This window comes from Lysinibacillus sp. KCTC 33748 (assembly GCF_002237755.1).
GTDB lineage: Bacteria > Bacillota > Bacilli > Bacillales_A > Planococcaceae > Lysinibacillus.
In genome coordinates this window covers 142,800-161,134 of record NZ_MWSJ01000007.1, presented here as the reverse complement: position 1 = coordinate 161,134, position 18,335 = coordinate 142,800, and the positions used below count along the sequence as shown (strand labels likewise).

General features: G+C 36.6%; 19 protein-coding genes and 1 riboswitch. Of the genes, 11 read left to right on the top strand and 8 right to left on the bottom strand.

What is annotated here, in order from left to right:
- Nucleotides 1-72: 72 nt before the first annotated feature.
- Both B1B04_RS11920 and B1B04_RS11915 read left to right on the top strand, forming a co-directional pair.
- Entirely contained in the window at nt 73-525 is a 453-nt protein-coding gene (locus B1B04_RS11920) for a hypothetical protein (protein WP_079561685.1), read from the top strand.
- Nucleotides 526-1,177: 652 nt separating this feature from the next.
- Nucleotides 1,178-2,383 carry a transglutaminase domain-containing protein gene (locus B1B04_RS11915; protein ID WP_079561684.1) on the top strand — a complete coding sequence of 402 codons (1,206 nt, stop codon included), beginning with the start codon at nt 1,178-1,180 and terminating at the stop codon, nt 2,381-2,383.
- On the opposite strand, the gene B1B04_RS11910 is transcribed toward B1B04_RS11915, so the two are convergent.
- The 4 genes from B1B04_RS11910 to ytzI form a co-directional block, all read right to left on the bottom strand.
- Nucleotides 2,347-3,333 carry a metal ABC transporter solute-binding protein, Zn/Mn family gene (locus tag B1B04_RS11910; protein WP_079561683.1) on the bottom strand — a complete coding sequence of 329 codons (987 nt, stop codon included), beginning with the start codon at nt 3,331-3,333 and terminating at the stop codon, nt 2,347-2,349. The genes B1B04_RS11915 and B1B04_RS11910 overlap by 37 nt on opposite strands.
- A 107-nt stretch (nt 3,334-3,440) precedes the next feature.
- Nucleotides 3,441-3,674 (bottom strand): membrane protein insertion efficiency factor YidD, encoded by a 234-nt coding sequence (gene yidD, locus B1B04_RS11905; protein ID WP_053485074.1) that lies wholly within the window; start codon nt 3,672-3,674, stop codon nt 3,441-3,443.
- The gene (locus B1B04_RS25665) at nt 3,671-3,832 is read right to left on the bottom strand and encodes a hypothetical protein (RefSeq protein WP_170938966.1); all 162 of its coding nucleotides are present in this window, start codon (nt 3,830-3,832) and stop codon (nt 3,671-3,673) included. Before B1B04_RS25665 ends, yidD begins: the two co-directional genes overlap by 4 nt.
- Before the next feature lie 70 nt (nt 3,833-3,902).
- Nucleotides 3,903-4,049 (bottom strand): YtzI protein, encoded by a 147-nt coding sequence (ytzI, locus tag B1B04_RS11900; RefSeq protein ID WP_094075099.1) that lies wholly within the window; start codon nt 4,047-4,049, stop codon nt 3,903-3,905.
- A 136-nt stretch (nt 4,050-4,185) separates the two neighbouring features.
- Here ytzI and B1B04_RS11895 point away from each other — a divergent pair, with 136 nt between their 5' ends.
- On the top strand, nt 4,186-4,503 hold the full coding sequence (locus B1B04_RS11895) for a transposase (RefSeq protein ID WP_079561682.1): 318 nt from the start codon (nt 4,186-4,188) through the stop codon (nt 4,501-4,503).
- Between the two features lie 84 nt (nt 4,504-4,587).
- Here the strand turns inward: B1B04_RS11895 and B1B04_RS11890 are convergent, their stop codons facing one another.
- Complete coding sequence (locus tag B1B04_RS11890; RefSeq protein WP_079561681.1) at nt 4,588-6,066, bottom strand: L-lactate permease; 1,479 nt, start codon at nt 6,064-6,066, stop codon at nt 4,588-4,590.
- Between the two features lie 283 nt (nt 6,067-6,349).
- On the opposite strand from B1B04_RS11890, the gene B1B04_RS11885 reads away from it, so the two are divergent.
- The 4 genes from B1B04_RS11885 to B1B04_RS11870 all read left to right on the top strand — a co-directional run bounded on the left by B1B04_RS11885 (nt 6,350) and on the right by B1B04_RS11870 (nt 9,238).
- Nucleotides 6,350-6,910: a helix-turn-helix domain-containing protein gene (locus B1B04_RS11885; RefSeq protein WP_079561680.1), complete on the top strand. Its 561-nt coding sequence runs from the start codon at nt 6,350-6,352 to the stop codon at nt 6,908-6,910.
- 33 nt (nt 6,911-6,943) lie between these two features.
- Nucleotides 6,944-7,408 (top strand): NUDIX domain-containing protein, encoded by a 465-nt coding sequence (locus B1B04_RS11880; protein WP_079561679.1) that lies wholly within the window; start codon nt 6,944-6,946, stop codon nt 7,406-7,408.
- Nucleotides 7,392-8,168 carry an alpha/beta hydrolase family protein gene (locus B1B04_RS11875; protein WP_094075098.1) on the top strand — a complete coding sequence of 259 codons (777 nt, stop codon included), beginning with the start codon at nt 7,392-7,394 and terminating at the stop codon, nt 8,166-8,168. Before B1B04_RS11880 ends, B1B04_RS11875 begins: the two co-directional genes overlap by 17 nt.
- 116 nt (nt 8,169-8,284) lie before the next feature.
- Entirely contained in the window at nt 8,285-9,238 is a 954-nt protein-coding gene (locus B1B04_RS11870; protein ID WP_079561701.1) for an MBL fold metallo-hydrolase, read from the top strand.
- Between the two features lie 185 nt (nt 9,239-9,423).
- On the opposite strand, the gene B1B04_RS11865 is transcribed toward B1B04_RS11870, so the two are convergent.
- Entirely contained in the window at nt 9,424-10,380 is a 957-nt protein-coding gene (locus B1B04_RS11865) for an alpha/beta hydrolase (protein WP_079561677.1), read from the bottom strand.
- Nucleotides 10,381-10,699: 319 nt separating this feature from the next.
- Nucleotides 10,700-12,286, bottom strand: a complete 1,587-nt coding sequence (gene pckA / locus B1B04_RS11860; protein ID WP_079561676.1) for a phosphoenolpyruvate carboxykinase (ATP) — start codon at nt 12,284-12,286, stop codon at nt 10,700-10,702.
- 579 nt (nt 12,287-12,865) lie between these two features.
- On the opposite strand from pckA, the gene B1B04_RS26440 reads away from it, so the two are divergent.
- Both B1B04_RS26440 and metK read left to right on the top strand, forming a co-directional pair.
- On the top strand, nt 12,866-12,988 hold the full coding sequence (locus tag B1B04_RS26440; RefSeq protein WP_276207754.1) for a hypothetical protein: 123 nt from the start codon (nt 12,866-12,868) through the stop codon (nt 12,986-12,988).
- Between the two features lie 52 nt (nt 12,989-13,040).
- A riboswitch (SAM riboswitch) is annotated at nt 13,041-13,158 on the top strand.
- 335 nt (nt 13,159-13,493) lie between these two features.
- Nucleotides 13,494-14,690 carry a methionine adenosyltransferase gene (gene metK / locus B1B04_RS11855; RefSeq protein ID WP_079561675.1) on the top strand — a complete coding sequence of 399 codons (1,197 nt, stop codon included), beginning with the start codon at nt 13,494-13,496 and terminating at the stop codon, nt 14,688-14,690.
- Between the two features lie 178 nt (nt 14,691-14,868).
- Here metK and B1B04_RS11850 read toward each other — a convergent pair whose 3' ends face one another.
- Nucleotides 14,869-15,390: a gamma carbonic anhydrase gene (locus tag B1B04_RS11850; RefSeq protein ID WP_079561674.1), complete on the bottom strand. Its 522-nt coding sequence runs from the start codon at nt 15,388-15,390 to the stop codon at nt 14,869-14,871.
- 136 nt (nt 15,391-15,526) lie between these two features.
- Between B1B04_RS11850 and B1B04_RS11845 the strand changes: the two genes are divergently transcribed.
- The gene (locus B1B04_RS11845; protein WP_079561673.1) at nt 15,527-16,333 is read left to right on the top strand and encodes an alpha/beta hydrolase; all 807 of its coding nucleotides are present in this window, start codon (nt 15,527-15,529) and stop codon (nt 16,331-16,333) included.
- A gap of 126 nt (nt 16,334-16,459) precedes the next feature.
- A complete protein-coding gene (locus B1B04_RS11840) occupies nt 16,460-17,968 on the top strand; it encodes an alanine/glycine:cation symporter family protein (RefSeq protein ID WP_079561672.1) in 1,509 nt (502 codons plus the stop codon).
- Nucleotides 17,969-18,335 lie beyond the last annotated feature (367 nt).

The window sequence follows — 18,335 nt, the reverse complement described above, 5'->3', positions numbered from 1 at the left end:
TAAAGAAGCCTTCGTTATAGGTTTGACATGTTTAATTTATTTCAAATAGTTTTTCGAAATGGGGGTAAAGTATTGAATTTTCAAGATTTGATGAAATTTAAAGGGTATATATATTTAAACAAATTGTTTGAACCAGAAGAAAACTCACTGCGGGTACTTATTGATAGGTGTAATGTGAACAATACTAAAGAGTTAGTGAAAATTACAGATAAGGTTGAAATAGAAGCATCCCCAATTGATGTTGATGACAATCTACCAATTCTGCAATTGGATTTTGAAACATATGTTGCTTACTCCATTATTGATGAATCGTTTACTGTAATGGATGATTACGAAATTTCCGAGGGCAATCTTTTTAGAATTTACTCTAAATCAAGATATTTGGATTTTATTAAAGCAGGAACAATTGCTGAAGATATAAATCCCGAGAAGCAGTTCGTTCACTATCAAATTCCTTGTTTGAACCATATTATAGATATTATTTCATATGATGAGCCTATAATTACTGAAACAAAAAGAAATTAATAATTTTCACACTAAAAGAGCATCGGAATCGATGCTCTTTTATGTGATTAAAAAAATAATCAAGGGAATCTTTATAAATGCTGTAGCGCTTCACTTTTGCCAGACAAAAACCACTTACTGAAATATTGTATTTTACTATATAAGAGTATGTGGATTGGTTGATTGGAGTGGAGGCTAGGCGACTCCTCGAGGATCCGCAATAGCGGAACGAAGGCTAAAACCATCACGTCCTGTGATAACGCCTTCGTGATCAACATCGGTGCTGTTGTTGCTGCCGCTTCGCCTTCGCGCAAAAAACATATGTTGGCCCAAGCGGATCATCGGACGCCCTCAAGAAGCTTTGCTCTGTGCGAAAGCGTAGTGCTATCGTAGCGGCAGCAAATGTTTAATCTGTGCGAAAGCGTAGCGACAGCACCAACAAAGCACCCAGGCGGAACGGAATCAACTTCTCGCTTTGCAAAAAAGTCATACATAATTTAATTTAATTGAGATAATAGTTTTTTCAACACTATAAAGGGAAGCCTTCATTATAAGAAGGCTTCTTTTATTCGTTTAAGAATCAATTCAGTAAACTTTTAGGATTAAATTAATCATTCATTAACATAATAAGAAATGACAGGCATAAACTATTTAGTAAAGGAGAATGACTCATATGAGAAAATATATATATAATGTTTTCATTATATTATTTGTTCTACAAATGAGTCATGTGCAAGTATTCGCAAACTATGAACAAAAGAACACGACAACAGCCAATTCAATAGAATCCCTACAATATCAAATTCAAAAACAAGTCATGCAATTAACTACTGAATTTGACATTCGATATACTGGTAAAACGACTGAAATAAAAGATGAACTATCAGAGCTTATTAAACATGCTATTCAAGATCCATATATTTACGCCAATATTTCTAGTTTTAAATGGAAATATGAAGGCTATACCAATAATATTGTCATTAGATTTGAGTTTACCTATCATATTTCACAGCAAGAGGAAGTGTTTGTAGAACAGACTTTGGCGAATATTATTGCACCTATGCATGGATTAAGTGAATTGCAAAAAATACAAGCTGCACATGATTTTATCGTTCTATCTGCTGAATATTCAAAGGAAACGGAAGGAAGTCCATATTCTCCCTACACATTGCTTACAGAAAAAAAGGGAGTTTGTCAGGCATATGCTTTAGTACTTTATCGAATGCTAGAGATGCAAGGCTTTGAGGTACAATATGTACCAGGAAAAGTAGGAGAGCAACTACACGCCTGGGTCTTAGTAAAGCTTGATAATGCATGGTATCATATCGACGTTACTTGGGATGATCCTTTGCCTGATCATAAGGGAGAGGTACGTTATAATTATTTTTTAGTTTCTGATCGCCAATTAGCAAAAGATCACTCTTGGGACTATTTAAGTTTCCCAGCTGCTACAAGCGAAGCCTATAGCGATTTACAAAAAACAAGTAAGATTGAAGTTCTTACAAAATCAATTATGGATAGTCAGTTTACCTTTGATAGAGGGCTGTCCGTTTTAAGTAAAAATAAACAATTAGTAAAGCCATTAATAGAACAGCCTACACTGCTTTTGAAAGGTAATAAAAGCGATAAGAGTGTTCAGGTACATCTAAATGAATGGGAACCAATCATTTTAGAAAGTAATATAGCCCAATTAAAGGCTAATCAAAAGATAATACAAAATACTATGTATAAGAAAAAAGGGCTAATAAGTATTGATAGAACGGAAAAACGAATGCCACAAGAAAAGTACGTCATAATAAAGGAGGTGTCCCCATACGATTTTCGGGGCACCTCCTTACTCATTTATTTGTGTTCGTTTAAGGCAGTATTTAAGGTTTGAATATTTTTCTTCATAAGGGTGAAGTAAGTTTCATTTTTCTTCACATCATCTGTTGTTAAAACGCTTAAATTATGCAAGACAAGAGACTTCGCTCCAACTTCTTTTTGGATAACCTCGGCTAATTTAGAAGAGACATTTTGCTCGAATAAAATGTAGTGAATATGCAAATCATTTGCTTTATCAACAATCGTTGTAAGTTCTTTTTGAGAAGGTTCATTTTGCGAGTTTAAACCGGCTATTGGCACTTGCTTTAAGCCGTATTGTCCTGCGATATAGCCAAATGCTGCATGTGATACGAAGAATGTTTTCTCTTGCGCTTTATCCGCCGTTGCTTTAAATTCGTTATCTAAATCTTGTAGTTCTTTTACCAATGTCTCGTAGTTAGCTGTAAATGTAGCTTTTTGTTCTGGCATTTTTTCAACTAAAGTGTTTTTAATGGAAAGTGCTAAGTCTTGACTGATCGTTGGTGATAGCCAAACATGTGGATCTACATTACCATGATCATGCTCTTCATGACCGTCTTCATGACCGTGATGTGCTTCCTCTTCATCATCATGTGAGTGACCTGAACTCATAGCTAATTTTTCATCTGAAATCTGATCTGCTGTTGCCACCATTGTTACATCTTCATTAGCTAGAGTCTTTTTGGCATTTTCAACAAAGCCCTCTAGCCCTAAGCCAATATAGAAAAATATATCAGCATCTGCTAATTTCATCATATCTTTTTGTGTTGGCTCAAATGTGTGTTCATTGGCACCGGTAGGGTAAATTGAAGAAACCTCTACAAAATCGCCACCAATTCGTTGTGCAAAATAACTTAATGGATAGACAGTCGTGTAAATTGTTAATTTATCTTTTGTCTCTGACTGTTTGGACGTTGATTTATCCCCACAGGCAGCAGTGAATAGGGCAAGTACTGCAACTGAAAATAACAAAAATAATTTTTTCATCTTATAGCATACCTCTTTTTAATAGTAATCATTACGATTTGTTTTTTGAACAATTTCTATAATAACGTACATCTTAAAAAAGCACAAGAAAAAATGACCTTCGAAGATTAATTCTTTTTCGAAGGCCATTTTTCAGGTACTGGATCAAAGCCACCTGGATGGAATGGTTGGCATTTTGATATGCGTTTAATCGTTAAATAGAATCCTTTAATGGCACCGTGTTTTTGAAAAGCTTCTAGTCCATAGGAGGAGCATGTAGGATGGAAGCGACAGGATGGCGGTGTCATGGGTGATATAAATTTTCTGTAAAACTTAATGAGCCATATAAAGGGATACTTCATATTTTTTTGTCCTCTTGTTGAGCGTTGGATTGCTTAGGCTTAGCATCGATAGTTTGTGTAAAGAAATTGCCTTTTTTCTTCAACAGGACAATGACAGATACGCCAAACATAAGCATCATCATTGCGATCATAATGATTATTGGTAATGGTACTCCCATTGCGTTCACTCCAAATTCTACTTGATAATAATATTATAAAAGAATTGCTAAAAAAAATGTACAAATTGAACTAGTCATCATCTCGATGAAAGCTTTGCTGAGGTTTTTCGTCAACTGTATGTTTAAAAGCATACGCACGATTGACACTAATAATAGTCGCGACCGTTACTAAAATAACGATGATTGCTGCTACAATTAAGAGTGTGATTAAACTCATGGCATTCACTCCGTTCCTTATTCCTTACTTCTTATTATAAATTAGATCATCTAACTTAGTTGTGAAGGAAGTTTGACATTCCAGCGAATAAAACAACACGTTTACCTCCATACTATGGAAAAAGGAGTGTTTTGAGATGGAGCGTCAGCGTGTATATTTTTCACTTGCCAATAGAACGTATTATACAAATCCATATGCAGGACCGTGGAACTTTGAGCTCAATGTAGACCGACAAGCATTAGATGTATTTGAAAAAATATTTCAGCAAATGCAGATGTTAGAGATTGCGAATGCGTGGCGTGCGCAATTGCCATATATCCAATATCATCTTGATAGAGAAAATGATGAAATTGATTTACGATTAAAAAAAATTTATGCACTAGTTCATGAATATGGGGATGCGGATACGAAGACATTTGTGGAGCAACTTCCTTATTTCAACAAACGTGCTTAAAAGGTAGGGTCACTGAAAAACTTCAGTGACCCTACTTTGATAGCTTTTCCTTAGAGGCGCTATTTTCGTTAAGAGAAGATACCGTTAATGAAAGCTAATATTGAAAACTACTATTATTGCAATTTCAATGATTAAAATTAATAGTGTCCCGATACCTACGAGCGTCAATTTCTTCTGAACGTTATTTTCCAATGCACTGATTTGACAAACTGAGCAGCTAAGTGCGACTCTAGATGGATTGACCATTGTCATTAGGGATGAGCTCACATTTTGAGCACTAGCCGCTAGCAGTGGGGAAATTCCGATTTGTTGCGCTGTTGTTGTTTGCAATCGAATAAACATCGTATTGGATGCTGTATTACTTCCCGTTAAAAAACCCCCTATCGCACCGATTAATGGCGTAATCAGCACAAAGTATTGACCAAAAGATTGTGCAGCAACTGATGATAAAACTTTTATCATTTGTGACTGTGACATTATTTCAGAAACGACAATGTATAAAAAAGTCGTGATGATAATGGGGTAGCATTTGTTAATTGTTAATTTAATACTCTCTAAGATGCCGATTCGATTTAATTTAAAAACAACAATGGTAAAAATACAAACGACCATAAGAAAAAAACCTGGAGCATAGAGTGGGGAGAATTGAAAATTAAATTTTTCGATCGTTATTGTCCAAGTTAACAAAATTTTTTTTAGTGGAAGTAGCATTCTTGATGTGAATAACAATGTAATAAGTAGTAAGTAAGGTGAAAGATTTTTAAATAAATCTTTTTGACTTTTAGAAAAAGATTCTTCATTCTTCCGTTTAATGGTAAAGAAGGTTGCAGCAATGACTGTTAATGATCCAAATAAACCAGCAAGTTCTACACTAATAAACCAATTACAGAACCAGACAGAGGCACCTAATAGCAATCCAGTGAAGAGAACACTTGAAGATTTTTCTTTTACAGCTTCCTTGCCCGCACCTATGAAAGTAACTAAAAAAGCGAAATAAATATAAATAGGGATACACATAGATGCGCTCACGATTCCTAAAGAAGTTAAAGGAATATCTGCTAATGTTGAACCGATAATTGTTCCCATTGCTAAAGTGCCCCATGGAATGATACAAAGACTTATTAGTGCGATAAGAGCTGATTGAATAGGGTGAAAACCTAATGCTATTAAAATTGGAGCTATTACAATAACAGCTAAACCAAAACCGCTAATAGACTCTATTAAAGGAGATAGCCCTAAAGCAAGAATCAAAACTTGATAGATGCGATCATTAGTTGAAGTAGAAATAGAAGAGGCTATTTTCTCTATAGCGCCTGCTTGCTCCATAAAATGAAATAAAAGGATACCAAAAAACAAAATATAGGCTACAAGTGATGTGGTAAGAAAGCTTTTAGCAAACGGAGTAGGTAATATTTTTATACTAGTGTGAAAAAGAGGAGAAATTGCAATGGCTGTTGTAATAAGTACTGCTACACTACCTGTGAAAATAGAGGATTTCTTCAGAACGAAAAGCATAAATAAAATACTAACTAGCGGTAAAAGAGCAAACATGATCTTTAACATGAAAATCACTCCTAATGACACTTATTTACACTATAGTATATATAATTTATTCTATAGTGTAAATAAAGAAGTTGAATTTAAGGGATTTTATTTGTTGATTGTAGCTACGTAATTACACTATAGTAAAAATAAAGGCTCGTTATCATTACGTTGAATTGATTTCTGGGGTATCCAGTTGGAACGGAGATCAACTTATATACATTGTAAATAGTCATTTCAAACTTTTGGTGATGAATTAAAATAAAAATTTATCCAATAGGATAGTGAAAAGGAGCGTGAGCAAGTGGGATTTGGAAAGCAAGTAAATATCATTAGAAAGAAAAGGAATATGACATTGCAGGACCTTTCCTCAGTTAGTAAGGTAAGTGCATCTATGTTATCTCAAATAGAACGAGAAGAAAAAAACCCAACCATACAAGTTGCCTGTCAAATTGCTGAGGCTTTAAATACTACTCTATCCGCGTTATTAGAACAGCAAGAGAAAAGGGATATTATTGTCATAAGAAAAGATGAACGACCAGTTTATATAGACGAAAAAACGGGATTCCAGCGTCATTTATTATCCCCATCGTTCCCCTCTAGAGGGATTGAATTTATTTTGAATATAATTCCTGCAAATAAAGAATCTGGGGTATTTCCTGCCCATAAATCAGGGGTGAAGGAATTCGTTTTTATTAAACAGGGAGCTTTACGAGTCGAATTAGGCAACGGTACTTTTATTGAAGAATTACACGAGGGGGATTCATTCTTTTTTGAGGCCGATACAGAGCATAGATTTATTAATTTATCTGCCAAAGAATGTCATTATTTTTTAGTAATAGATTCAACTCAGTTTATGAAATAAGGCTTTAGGGATATAAAAAAGGAGCAGAAGAGCATGTTCTCATTTACAGATTTAAATGGTTTACGAGTGGATTTAAGTTTTATAAGAGGCGAATTGGACATTGAGCCTAAGCATGTACTGGTTTTATTAAAGCATGAACATAAGTGGTTGTGTACGATTCATAAACGCCGTGGTGTAGAGGTTCCAGGTGGAAAGCAAGAACCTGGGGAAACATTGGAGCAGGCAGCGGTTAGAGAAGTATTCGAGGAAACTGGTGTTCATGTGAAAAACCTTAGATGGTTTGCTGAATATGCCGTTCATGATGACAATTTATTTTGTAAAACGGTCTTTACTGCACAGTTTGTGGGGCAGGAGGACATTGATTTTGATTTAGAAACTTCCGGAATGACTTGGCTAACAGATGAAGAATTTACTAATCATCCAAATTTAAGTTTTCATATGAAGGATGAAGGAATGGAGAAAATGCTGGAGGAGTTGAAACATTATGACCAATGGTAAGATTGTTGAAAAACGTCCTTATCCTTCACCTAATCCAGCAATTCGTTTAACGGAAATCACGTATATGTCACAGGGTCTACGTGTGAAGGGATTATTAGCGGAACCTAAGGCAGAAGGTACATATGATGGCTTTTTATATTTACGTGGAGGTATGCAAAGTATTGGTATGGTTAGACCTTCTCGTGTCGCTCAGTTTGCAGCACGAGGCTTTATCGTTTTTGCCCCATATTACCGTGGCAATCGAGGTGGAGAAGGTCGAGATGAGTTTGCAGGAGCTGATCGTTATGACGCTGTATACGCAGTAGACGTACTAAAGCAGTTCTGTAATGATAATATTCATGTCTTTGGTTTTTCACGTGGCGGTATTATGGCACTTTGGACTGCAATCTTACGTAGAGATATTACATCTGTTGTAACATGGGCAGGAGTATCTGATGCAACAGCTACATATTGGGAGCGAACAGATATGCGCCGGATGATGAAGCGTGTTATTGGAGGGACGCCTAATCGTGTACCAGAGGCTTATGATGCCCGAACACCACTTTTTGAGGTAGAGCATATGACAGCTCCCGTCCTTATTATTCATGGCTATCGTGATGAAAATGTAGATATTGAACATGCTAGACAGTTAGAATTTTATTTAAAAGATGCCAATAAAACATATGAGACATGGTATGATCATCGCTACGCGCATCAATATCCACCTGCCAAAAATCGCGAGACAGTACATGCTCTTTGTGAATGGATGAAACGACAATAAGATATTCAAGTTGTCTTCCTTCAGTTTAATATTTCAAGTTTGTCTTGAGAGGAGGCTATTTTTTGAATTACATAAAAAGTAAAAGACGCAAGATTATTATTGTAGGATTAGTATTGATGATAATCGCTTCAGCTTTTATTTATTATAAGTTTTTAATACCTTCAGCAGACATTCAGCAATACAAGGAATATTATGCTTCGAATACATCGCAAAGATCATTAAACGAAGGGGAGGTAAAGGTCACATTTTTAGGAACATCATCTTTGTTATTTGATGATGGCGACACACAATTAATGATTGATGGTTTTATTTCTAGTCCGCCCTTATTGAAAATATTGCCTTTTAACAATGTGAAAACAGATACAAATATTGTAAATGAAGTCTTTCGTAAAATAGGGGTAGATCATAATAAACTTCAGGGATTGTTTGTAGCTCATACACATTATGATCATGCATTAGATTTAGCTTATATCGCTAAACAAACTGGAACGCATGTATATGGCTCGGAATCAGCAATTAATATAGGACTTGGTAATGGTATAAACACGACACAAATGTCTGTATATGAAGTAAATAAGGCTATGCAGTTTGGTGATTTTATTGTCACAGTCCTACAATCAAAACATTCGCCAACCTTTGACGAAGGAGAAAAAATAAAAGAGCCACTTAAACAACTAGCGAAAGCTCTAGATTATCATGAAGATTCTTCATACGATTTCTTGATTACGCATCATCATAAAACATTTTTTGTAAAACCAAGTGCTAACTATATAGAAGGGGCATTGGATGGCATTCAAGCTGATGTATTATTTTTAGGAATCGGAGTATTAGGAGCTCAGGATCAAGATTTTCAAAATATGTATTATGAGCAAACTGTCCGGGAAATACAGCCGAAACTTATTATTCCAATACATTGGGACAACTTTAATAAACCATTAACAGATGCTCTAGAAGCAATGCCTAAATTTGCAGATAACACAAAAAAAGGATTAGATTTTATAATTCAAAGGACAAAAGCGGATAAAATAGATTTCCAAATACTTCAAGGTTTTGAAAGCATTTATTTTTGATATTTAGAATAATAAAGGAAAATTGCATACTGGATTTAGAGAATTAACTCCATTTTGATTACCTTTTGTAATATGGAGTTTTTTTAGTGAAAATTGCTTAGGTAGATCGAAGAAGTGCCCGAGCCGACTTAAAAAACCGTTCAGGTGCTTTTTAACAGGCACCTGAACGGTTGATAAAAGGATATTTACTCTGCGTATTTTTCTAAAAAGTTATTAATAGTTTCCCAGTACGAATCACCAGCGACGCTTTCTGCACCGCCATGTCCAGCACCCTCAACTATCATTTTTTCCTTCGGTACATTGGCAGCTTCATATACTTCATTTAGCATATCAGATGGCACAAATGTATCATTACTTCCATGAATAAATAGCATCGGTGTTTTCGATTTGGCAACTTGCTCAACAGTATTAGCTTCACCAAGCGTATAGTTAGCTCTTACTTTCGTAACAATTGAAGAGAAGTGCATTATAGGAAAGGCCGGTAAATGAAAGATTTCTTGCAATTGGTAAGAGAATTCATCCCAAACTGAGGAATAACCGCAATCCTCAATTATAGCCTTAACATTGTTAGGTAGATCTTCTCCTGAGGCCATCATCACTGTAGCACCTCCCATGGAAATACCATACAAAATAATTTCAGCGTTTTTATCCGAATTGGTAACATTATTAATCCAAGAGACTACATCAAGTCGATCGTGCCAGCCCATCCCAATATAGTCACCCTCGCTTTTTCCATGAGCTCTTGCATCGGGTATGAGAACATTGTAGCCTGAATCATAAAAATGCTTAGCATACTTTGACATTTGTGAGCCATCAGATGAATATCCATGGAAAACAATTGCCCATTTATTTGTTTCGTTTGTATTTTTAAGCGTATAGGCATGTAATTTCAAATGATCAAAAGACTTTACATAAGAATCCTGGTAATTCTCTTTAAACCACTTTTCGCTCTCTTCTTTTTCTTTAGCTTCCTTAGGATTAACAGCGATTGAATTGTGCGGAGCATCAAGCACAGCTGATTTATCTGTATTAGGATTTAAAGCGAGATTATAAAAATAATTCCCTGCAAAAAATCCAGCACCAACAAACAATACTAATAGAAGACTGACAATGATAATAATTACTTTATACTTTCTTTTCATATATTTCCCCCTAAAACTACTATTATGAATTATACACAAAGTTGACAATATGAAAAGTGGGCTTTTCTAAAATAGGGGAAAATAAAAAAGGAAATGACTTGAATCGTTCCCTTTGTATGTTGTCGAACTACTATTAATTTAAAACGCTACTGTTTTGAATGCGAAATCGAAGCGGCAGCAAAAAACAAAGTAGAGGAAGTGGCTAGATACATAGGATAGCGAGTAGCTTAGTATGGAAATCTCCCTAATTTTCACAAAAATTTCCTCTTTCAACAATAAAAAAAGGGAACGACTGAAATCGTTCCCTTTGCTTAGTAAATTATTTTAATGGACCACCAAGGTTTGTGATAGCTTCAGAAACATTTGAGAATTTCTTGAAGTTGTCGTTGAATAAACCAGCAAGTTCAGCAGCTTTTTTATCATAAGCAGCTTTGTCTGCCCATGCATCACGAGGATTAAGCACTTCAGTTGGTACACCCTCAATAGTAGTTGGGATGTTTAAACCGAATACTGAATCTTGAATTGTTTCAACATCAGTTAATTTACCATCAATTGCAGCGCGCACCATTGTACGAGTATAAGAAAGCTTCATGCGGCTACCAGTACCATATTCGCCACCAGTCCAACCAGTGTTCACTAAGAATACTTGTGCACCGTGCTCGTCAATTTTTTGACCTAACATTTCAGCATAAACTGTTGCTGGAAGTGGAAGGAATGGAGAACCGAAGCAAGTAGAGAATACTGGTTCTGGCTCTGTTACACCACGTTCTGTACCAGCAAGTTTAGATGTGAAACCGCTTAGGAAGTGGTACATTGCTTGCTCTTTTGTTAATTTACTGATTGGAGGTAATACGCCAAATGCATCAGCTGTTAAGAAGATGATTGTTTTTGGGTGACCAGCAACAGATGGATCAACAATATTTTCAATGTATTGAATTGGATAAGCTACACGTGTATTTTCTGTTAATGAACCGTCATCATAGTCACAAACACGAGTTTCTGGATCAACAGCTACGTTTTCTAAAACAGATCCGAAGCGGATTGCGTTGTAGATTTCTGGTTCTTTTTCAGCAGAAAGGTTAATTGTTTTTGCGTAGCAACCGCCCTCAATGTTGAATACACCGTTATCAGACCATCCGTGTTCATCGTCACCGATAAGCTTACGGTCAGGATCTGCTGATAAAGTAGTTTTACCAGTACCAGATAAACCGAAGAATAATGCAACATCACCAGCTTCACCAACGTTTGCTGAGCAGTGCATTGAAAGGATGCCTTGTTGTGGTAATAAGTAGTTCATAATACCGAAAATAGACTTTTTGATTTCACCAGCGTATTCAGTACCACCGATTAGGATGATTTTCTTTTCAAGTGATACAATGATGAATGTTTCAGAAGCAGTGCCATCAACGGCAGGGTCTGCTTTGAAATTAGGAGCTGAGATAACTGTGAAGTCAGCAACATGAGAAGCTAATTCCTCTTTAGTTGGACGGATAAATAATTGATGAGCGAACAGATTGTGCCAAGCATATTCATTGATTACTTGGATGCTTAATTGAGAATCTTTGTCAGCACCAGCAAAGCCTTTGAATACGAATAATTCGTCACGTTCTTTTAAATATTTTACTACTTTTACATATAAGTTATCAAACACTTCAGAAGAAATTGGTCGGTTAACTTTTCCCCAGTCAATTTTATCTTTTGTGCTCTCTTCTTCTACCGTATATTTATCTTTAGGTGAACGACCAGTGTATTTGCCAGTTTCTGCACGAACTGCGCCATCTACTGTTAACATAGCTTCACCACGAGAAGTAGCTTTTTCAGCTAATTGTGGTACTGAAAGTTGAACATTAATGTTACCGCCGCTTAATAATTCCTTCAGTTCGTTTGCAATTTCTACTGAATTCATCGATTAAATACCATCCTTTTTTATAGTATTCCCTTGAGTCTGAGGGAGATTTTCTTAATTTCAAAAATAGTATAACACAATTGCTTAAATAATCTATACTAATTCAGAAATTATTTTTCAGATTTTATTACTTTTCAAGAAAACGACAAAAAGTAAATTGATTCGTTTTGATAATGCATTTTACCCTATTTATTATAAGTGATCAGTCAATCACTTTCGACACAGCAAAATTGTGTTCTAGAAGCTTTTGGCTTATATGAGGTTCGCACAGGATGTGAAGTTTTAGCTTGTTTTTATTAGTTGGAGCTTGTCTTCGATTGAAAAGGGGCTACAATCATTTTCATCCACCACATGTTCCGTAGCTGACGCTTTGCTTTCACTACAAAATGTGCTGTAAAGGGTTACACATATGTTAACACATGATGTGAGGTGGAGAGTAGGGATTATTTTGTTTGAATTTACAGGATAATACAAATGGGTTTCATAATAATGGTATAACTTTAGCTGACGCTTTGCTTTCGCTACAGATAAACAAAGCGAACGAGATCGGTTTTGTACTTAGGCCTGGAGATGTTCTTTGTGCGAAAGCGACAACACGAGAGCCGACATGATGTCGCTTTCGGTAATGCTGCAGGACGTGGTGTTCTTACACTGAGTTTCTCTATTTTAGCGGGTGTTTGGGCACTTGCTGAAAGAAGTTAAAAATATTTGACAACGTTCGACCTTTTACGTATTATGAGATATTGAACGGATACTCTTATCCCGAGCTGGTGGAGGGTCAGGCCCTGTGAAACCCGGCAACCTGCATGAACTATTTCACGACATGCGCTGGTGCCAACCTGATGCAAGGGAAACCCCTTGAACGATAAGAGTGAAAGGTTACGAAGTCATTATTCCTTTCCTCATGTTAAGTAAGCGTGAGAAAAGGATTTTTTTATTGTTAAAAACGAATATAAAGGTAAGTATATAGTCCTTTCCTTATTATAATGACGGATCTTTCGAAAACCTCGTGTTAAAAGTAGTAGTTGTTTTTTGTGCGAAAGTGAAACGACAGCAACAGTTGTTTTTTTGTACGAAAGCGCAGTGCAAACGTAGCGACAGCAACAACTGCTTTAGAGTTCAATCTATAGGAGCGGGCTTGACATGGGTAATGAGTACCGTATTAATTCGCAAATATTATTTGTAAAAGTAATAGGAGGAAAACCAAATGACAAAACGTCGACTGTTTACATCAGAGAGTGTAACAGAAGGACATCCAGACAAAATATGTGATCAAATCTCGGATGCCATTTTAGATGCTATTTTAGCAGAAGATCCAAACGCACGTGTAGCGTGTGAAACAACAGTAACAACTGGTTTAGTACTAGTAGCAGGAGAAATTACTACCTCTACTTATGTAGACATTAAAGGTATCGTTCGTGATACTGTAGCAGAAATCGGTTATACACGTGGGAAATATGGTTTTGATGCTGAAAATCTAGCGGTACTTGTTGCTATTGGTGAACAATCACCTGATATTGCTCAAGGTGTTGACCAAGCATTAGAGGCACGTGAAGGCTCTATGACAGACGCTGACATTGAAGCAATTGGCGCAGGTGACCAAGGTTTAATGTTCGGTTATGCATGTAACGAAACACCAGAGCTTATGCCATTACCAATTAGTTTAGCGCATAAATTGGCTCGTCGCTTAACGGAAGTACGTAAATCTGGTGAACTAGGTTATTTACGTCCAGACGGAAAAACACAAGTGACAATTGAATATGATGAAAACAATGTACCAGTGCGCGTTGATACGATTGTCATTTCTACACAGCATGATGAAGAAGCTACACTTGAGCAAATTCAAGCAGACTTAAAAGAATTTGTTATTGCTCCAGTTGTTCCAAGTGAATTATTAGATGCCGAGACTAAATATTTCATCAACCCAACTGGTCGATTCGTAATTGGTGGTCCAAAAGGAGATGCTGGTCTAACTGGACGTAAAATCATCGTTGATACATACGGTGGCTATGCCCGTCATGGTGGTGGTGCTTTCTCTGGTAAGGATGCAACTAAGGTAGACCGTTCAGCGGCATATGCAGCCCGCTATGTGGCAAAAAATATCGTAGCAGCTGGTTTAGCAGATCGAGCTGAAGTACAACTAGCTTATGCGATTGGTGTTGCTCAACCTGTATCTATTGCTGTTGATACATTCGGGACAGGAAAAGTTACGGAAAGTGAAATTGTAAAATGGGTACGTGAGCTATTTGACCTACGCCCAGCAGGGATTATTAAAATGCTTAACCTTCGTCGCCCAATTTATAAGCAAACTGCAGCATATGGTCACTTTGGTCGTACAGATTTAAATGTACCTTGGGAACAAACAGACAAAGCAGACGCATTACAAGAAAAAGCAGGTTTATAAACTATTCAGCTAAAGTAATAAAGTAGCTGGACCAATATTTTAAGATACTATTACAGAAAGGGGCTCTACATGCTATTGCCCCTTTCACTGTTTTTATACTAAAAAAAACTCCATATATAATCGTGTATGGCTAGGTTGTCCAAGCAAACGTGGAGCTGCTTTGATTAAGTTGAAATAACTATTTATTTTTTGGTTGAAGAGATTTATAGTATTGGCCTTTTTCTACATATTCATGTATGATGCGTTCCATATCTTCTTTATCTTCATCGTTTAATTCTCTTACAACTTTTGCGGGACGCCCTAATGCTAAGCTATTTGGAGGAATGACTTTGCCTGGAGGAACAAGGCTACCTGCCCCAATAAATGCACCCTCTCCAATCTCCGCTCCGTCTAATATGATAGAGCCCATACCTATTAAGGCTTTTTTACGAATCGTACAGCTATGTAAAGTTACTTGATGTCCGACTGTTACCTCATCTTCGATAATTAGTGGATATTTAGGGCTTTGATGTAAGCAACAGAGGTCTTGAATACTAACTCTTTTTCCGATAATTGTCGGTGATACGTCCCCTCGAATAACTGTGTTAAACCAAATAGTTGTTTCAGCACCTATTGTTACGTCACCAGTAACGGTTGCATAATCGGCAATAAATACTGATGGATCAATATTGGGTGTTTTCCCTTTAAATGGATAGATCATGAGAATCGCCTCTTTTCTTTCTATGATGTAATATTATCGTATCAAATACGCAACTTGATGGAAATATTAAATTAAAATGAGCTAGATATTCCGTTATAATCATTGTGTAATTATTTTTTTAGGAGGACTATGTGAAATGTGGAAATGGGAAGCTGATGGACAAGCAAAGGCTGTGGTTGCAATTCTTCATGGGGCATATGAAAATCACCGCTGGTATGCATGGCTTATAGAAAAATTAAGATTGGAAGGCTTCCACATAGTCATGGGGGATTTACCTAATCATGGAGTGAATAAAGGGTTTTCAAATGTTCACGATGAAGATTTTAAAGAATACAACAAATATACTAGGCATTTAATCGAGAATGCTTTTTCGTATAATCTACCTGTCTTTTTAATAGGGCATGGGCTTGGTGCGACACTATTACTACATACCATGCAAAAAAGAAAATATGAATGCGCAGGAATTATTTTAACCTCACCATGGCTTCATTTAAAGCTACTGCCAGGTAAACTATCAAATGCTTTAACTAGTTTAAGTGCCCTGACTGCAAATGTGAAGCTGACTCATGAAATTACTATAGAATCATTAACGCGCAGTGTAGAAGGTAGAGATGAGATGAAGGATGAAGTGCCTTTTTCGTCAGTTGTTTCAGTGAAATGGTATCGAGAACTACAGCAAATGATGCGTAATATAGTGTTATTGCCTAAGGCAGAATTCCCTAATAGACCTATGTTAGTGATGACAGCTGAAAAAGATAATATTACTGAAACTAAACAAACTCGTAATTGGCTTCATCTGCAGGACTTTACAGAGTTTCAATTTAAAGAATGGGCAAACAGTTATCATAATCTATTTCATGAAGTAGAGCGTGACGAGATTTTTGTTTATATACGTGATTTTATTAATAATGCTCTTCGAAACATTGGCTATATAATTAAGTAGTGAATGACCTCTCCAATTAACTAGAAAAATACTAACTTTTTGTTACTTAAATATAATGTTGTAATTTTCTGAAAAGTGTAATACTATAATGACTCAAAGTAATATTTTTCAAATTGGAGGGGTAAAATGGAAGCAATTGTTGGGAAAATGAATGAGATTTTATGGGGACCGTGGTTTATTTATGGCATTTTGTTAATTGGGCTCTTCTTTTCAATCATTACGAGGTTCCTACAAGTAAGACACATTAAAGATATGTTTGTTTTAATGTTTAAAGGCGAAAAATCGGAAAAGGGGATTTCATCTTTCCAAGCAATGTCTATTGCATTATCTGGTCGCGTAGGTACAGGTAATATTGCCGGTACAGCTACAGCAATCGGGATGGGGGGACCTGGTGCTGTTTTTTGGATGTGGGCAATCGCCTTTATCGGTGCGGCAACTGCTTATGTTGAGTCGACATTAGCTCAAATTTATAAAGAAGAGAAAGATACAGAATATCGTGGTGGTCCAGCGTTTTACATAGAAAAGGGAATGGGGCAAAAATGGTTTGCAGTTATTTTCGCTGTTGCCGCATTAGCTGCCATGTTAGTGTTGATGCCGGGTGTTCAATCGAATGCAATTGCGACAGCAGTTGAAAACGCTTTCTCTGTTGACACTTGGATTACAGGACTTATTATTGTTGTATTATTAGGTACTATTATTATCGGTGGGGTAAAATGGATTGCCAATGCTGCACAGATCATTGTACCGTTTATGGCATTAGCATATATTCTTATGGCCATTGTCATTATCTCAATGAATATTAAAGAAGTACCAGCTGTATTTTCATTAATTTTTTCTAGTGCATTTGGTGCGCAAGAAATCTTCGGTGGTATTGTTGGCTCCGCTATTGCATGGGGGGTTAAACGTGGTATTTATTCAAATGAGGCAGGGCAAGGGACAGGTGCGCATCCGGCTGCAGCAGCAGAAGTATCACACCCTGCTAAACAAGGTATCGTGCAAGCAGCTTCTGTATACATTGATACATTATTAATTTGTTCAGCTACTGCGTTTATGATTTTATTTACTGGCATGTACAATGTACAGGATGAAAAAGCTGCAGAAGGCACTGATTCATATGTTTATGTTGGTGATTTCAATAAAGGTGGATTAACTGGAGATGAGCAAATAACATTTGCGAAAAGTATTAAAGAAGGTGCAGCATATACACAATATGCAGTTGACTCTTCATTACCAGGCTTTGGTGGACCATTCGTAGCGATCGCATTATTCTTCTTTGCTTTCACGACGATTATGGCATACTACTACATTGCCGAAACAAATGTGGCTTATTTATTCTCAGGAACTACAGAGAAGGTCGTCATTTGGCTAGCTAAATTTGCAATTTTAATTGCTGCGTTTTACGGTACTATCCGTACTTCCGACCTTGCTTGGGCTATGGGGGATGTTGGATTAGGACTAATGGTTTGGATTAACGTTATAGCGATTTTAATTATTATGAAGCCTGCTATAGTCGCATTAAAGGACTATGAGAAGCAGAAAAAAGAAGGAAAAGATCCTGTTTTTGATCCTCGTAAACTAGGAATTAAAGGTGCAGATTTCTGGATTGATTATAATGAAAAACGTAAAAATAAATAATAGATAATAAGATAGGAAGCTATCTAATAGATTGAAAGATTCTATTAGATAGCTTTTTTTGTTTTCTTTAAAAAAGGCTCAGCACCATAACGTGTGGTTGATTTCTGTTCCGGCTGGGCGCTTTGTAGCTGCCGCTTTGCTTTCGCTACAGGAAACATTTGTTGTTGCTGTCGCTACGCTTTCGCACAGAGCAAAGCTTCCTGGGTGCGTCGTGTTTTTTGCGCGAAAGCGTAGTGCCAACGAAGCGGCAGTAGCAGGATGTTGGTCACGAAGGCGTTATCACAGGACATGATGCTTTTAGCCTTCGTTTCCCTCCAGCTTCACTCTCATTCCTCTATTGCTAGTCCCCGAGGAGTCGCTCAGCCGT

Excerpts from the sequence above, each read along its gene's own strand:
- B1B04_RS11915 (WP_079561684.1), top strand. The coding sequence starts at position 1,178 with ATGAGAAAATATATATATAATGTTTTCATTATATTATTTGTTCTACAA.
- B1B04_RS11910 (WP_079561683.1), bottom strand. The coding sequence starts at position 3,333 with ATGAAAAAATTATTTTTGTTATTTTCAGTTGCAGTACTTGCCCTATTC.
- yidD (WP_053485074.1), bottom strand. The coding sequence starts at position 3,674 with ATGAAGTATCCCTTTATATGGCTCATTAAGTTTTACAGAAAATTTATA.
- B1B04_RS25665 (WP_170938966.1), bottom strand. The coding sequence starts at position 3,832 with ATGGGAGTACCATTACCAATAATCATTATGATCGCAATGATGATGCTT.
- ytzI (WP_094075099.1), bottom strand. The coding sequence starts at position 4,049 with ATGAGTTTAATCACACTCTTAATTGTAGCAGCAATCATCGTTATTTTA.
- B1B04_RS11895 (WP_079561682.1), top strand. The coding sequence starts at position 4,186 with ATGGAGCGTCAGCGTGTATATTTTTCACTTGCCAATAGAACGTATTAT.
- B1B04_RS11890 (WP_079561681.1), bottom strand. The coding sequence starts at position 6,066 with ATGTTAAAGATCATGTTTGCTCTTTTACCGCTAGTTAGTATTTTATTT.
- B1B04_RS11880 (WP_079561679.1), top strand. The coding sequence starts at position 6,944 with ATGTTCTCATTTACAGATTTAAATGGTTTACGAGTGGATTTAAGTTTT.
- B1B04_RS11870 (WP_079561701.1), top strand. The coding sequence starts at position 8,285 with ATGATAATCGCTTCAGCTTTTATTTATTATAAGTTTTTAATACCTTCA.
- B1B04_RS11865 (WP_079561677.1), bottom strand. The coding sequence starts at position 10,380 with ATGAAAAGAAAGTATAAAGTAATTATTATCATTGTCAGTCTTCTATTA.
- pckA (WP_079561676.1), bottom strand. The coding sequence starts at position 12,286 with ATGAATTCAGTAGAAATTGCAAACGAACTGAAGGAATTATTAAGCGGC.
- metK (WP_079561675.1), top strand. The coding sequence starts at position 13,494 with ATGACAAAACGTCGACTGTTTACATCAGAGAGTGTAACAGAAGGACAT.
- B1B04_RS11850 (WP_079561674.1), bottom strand. The coding sequence starts at position 15,390 with ATGATCTATCCATTTAAAGGGAAAACACCCAATATTGATCCATCAGTA.
- B1B04_RS11845 (WP_079561673.1), top strand. The coding sequence starts at position 15,527 with ATGTGGAAATGGGAAGCTGATGGACAAGCAAAGGCTGTGGTTGCAATT.
- B1B04_RS11840 (WP_079561672.1), top strand. The coding sequence starts at position 16,460 with ATGGAAGCAATTGTTGGGAAAATGAATGAGATTTTATGGGGACCGTGG.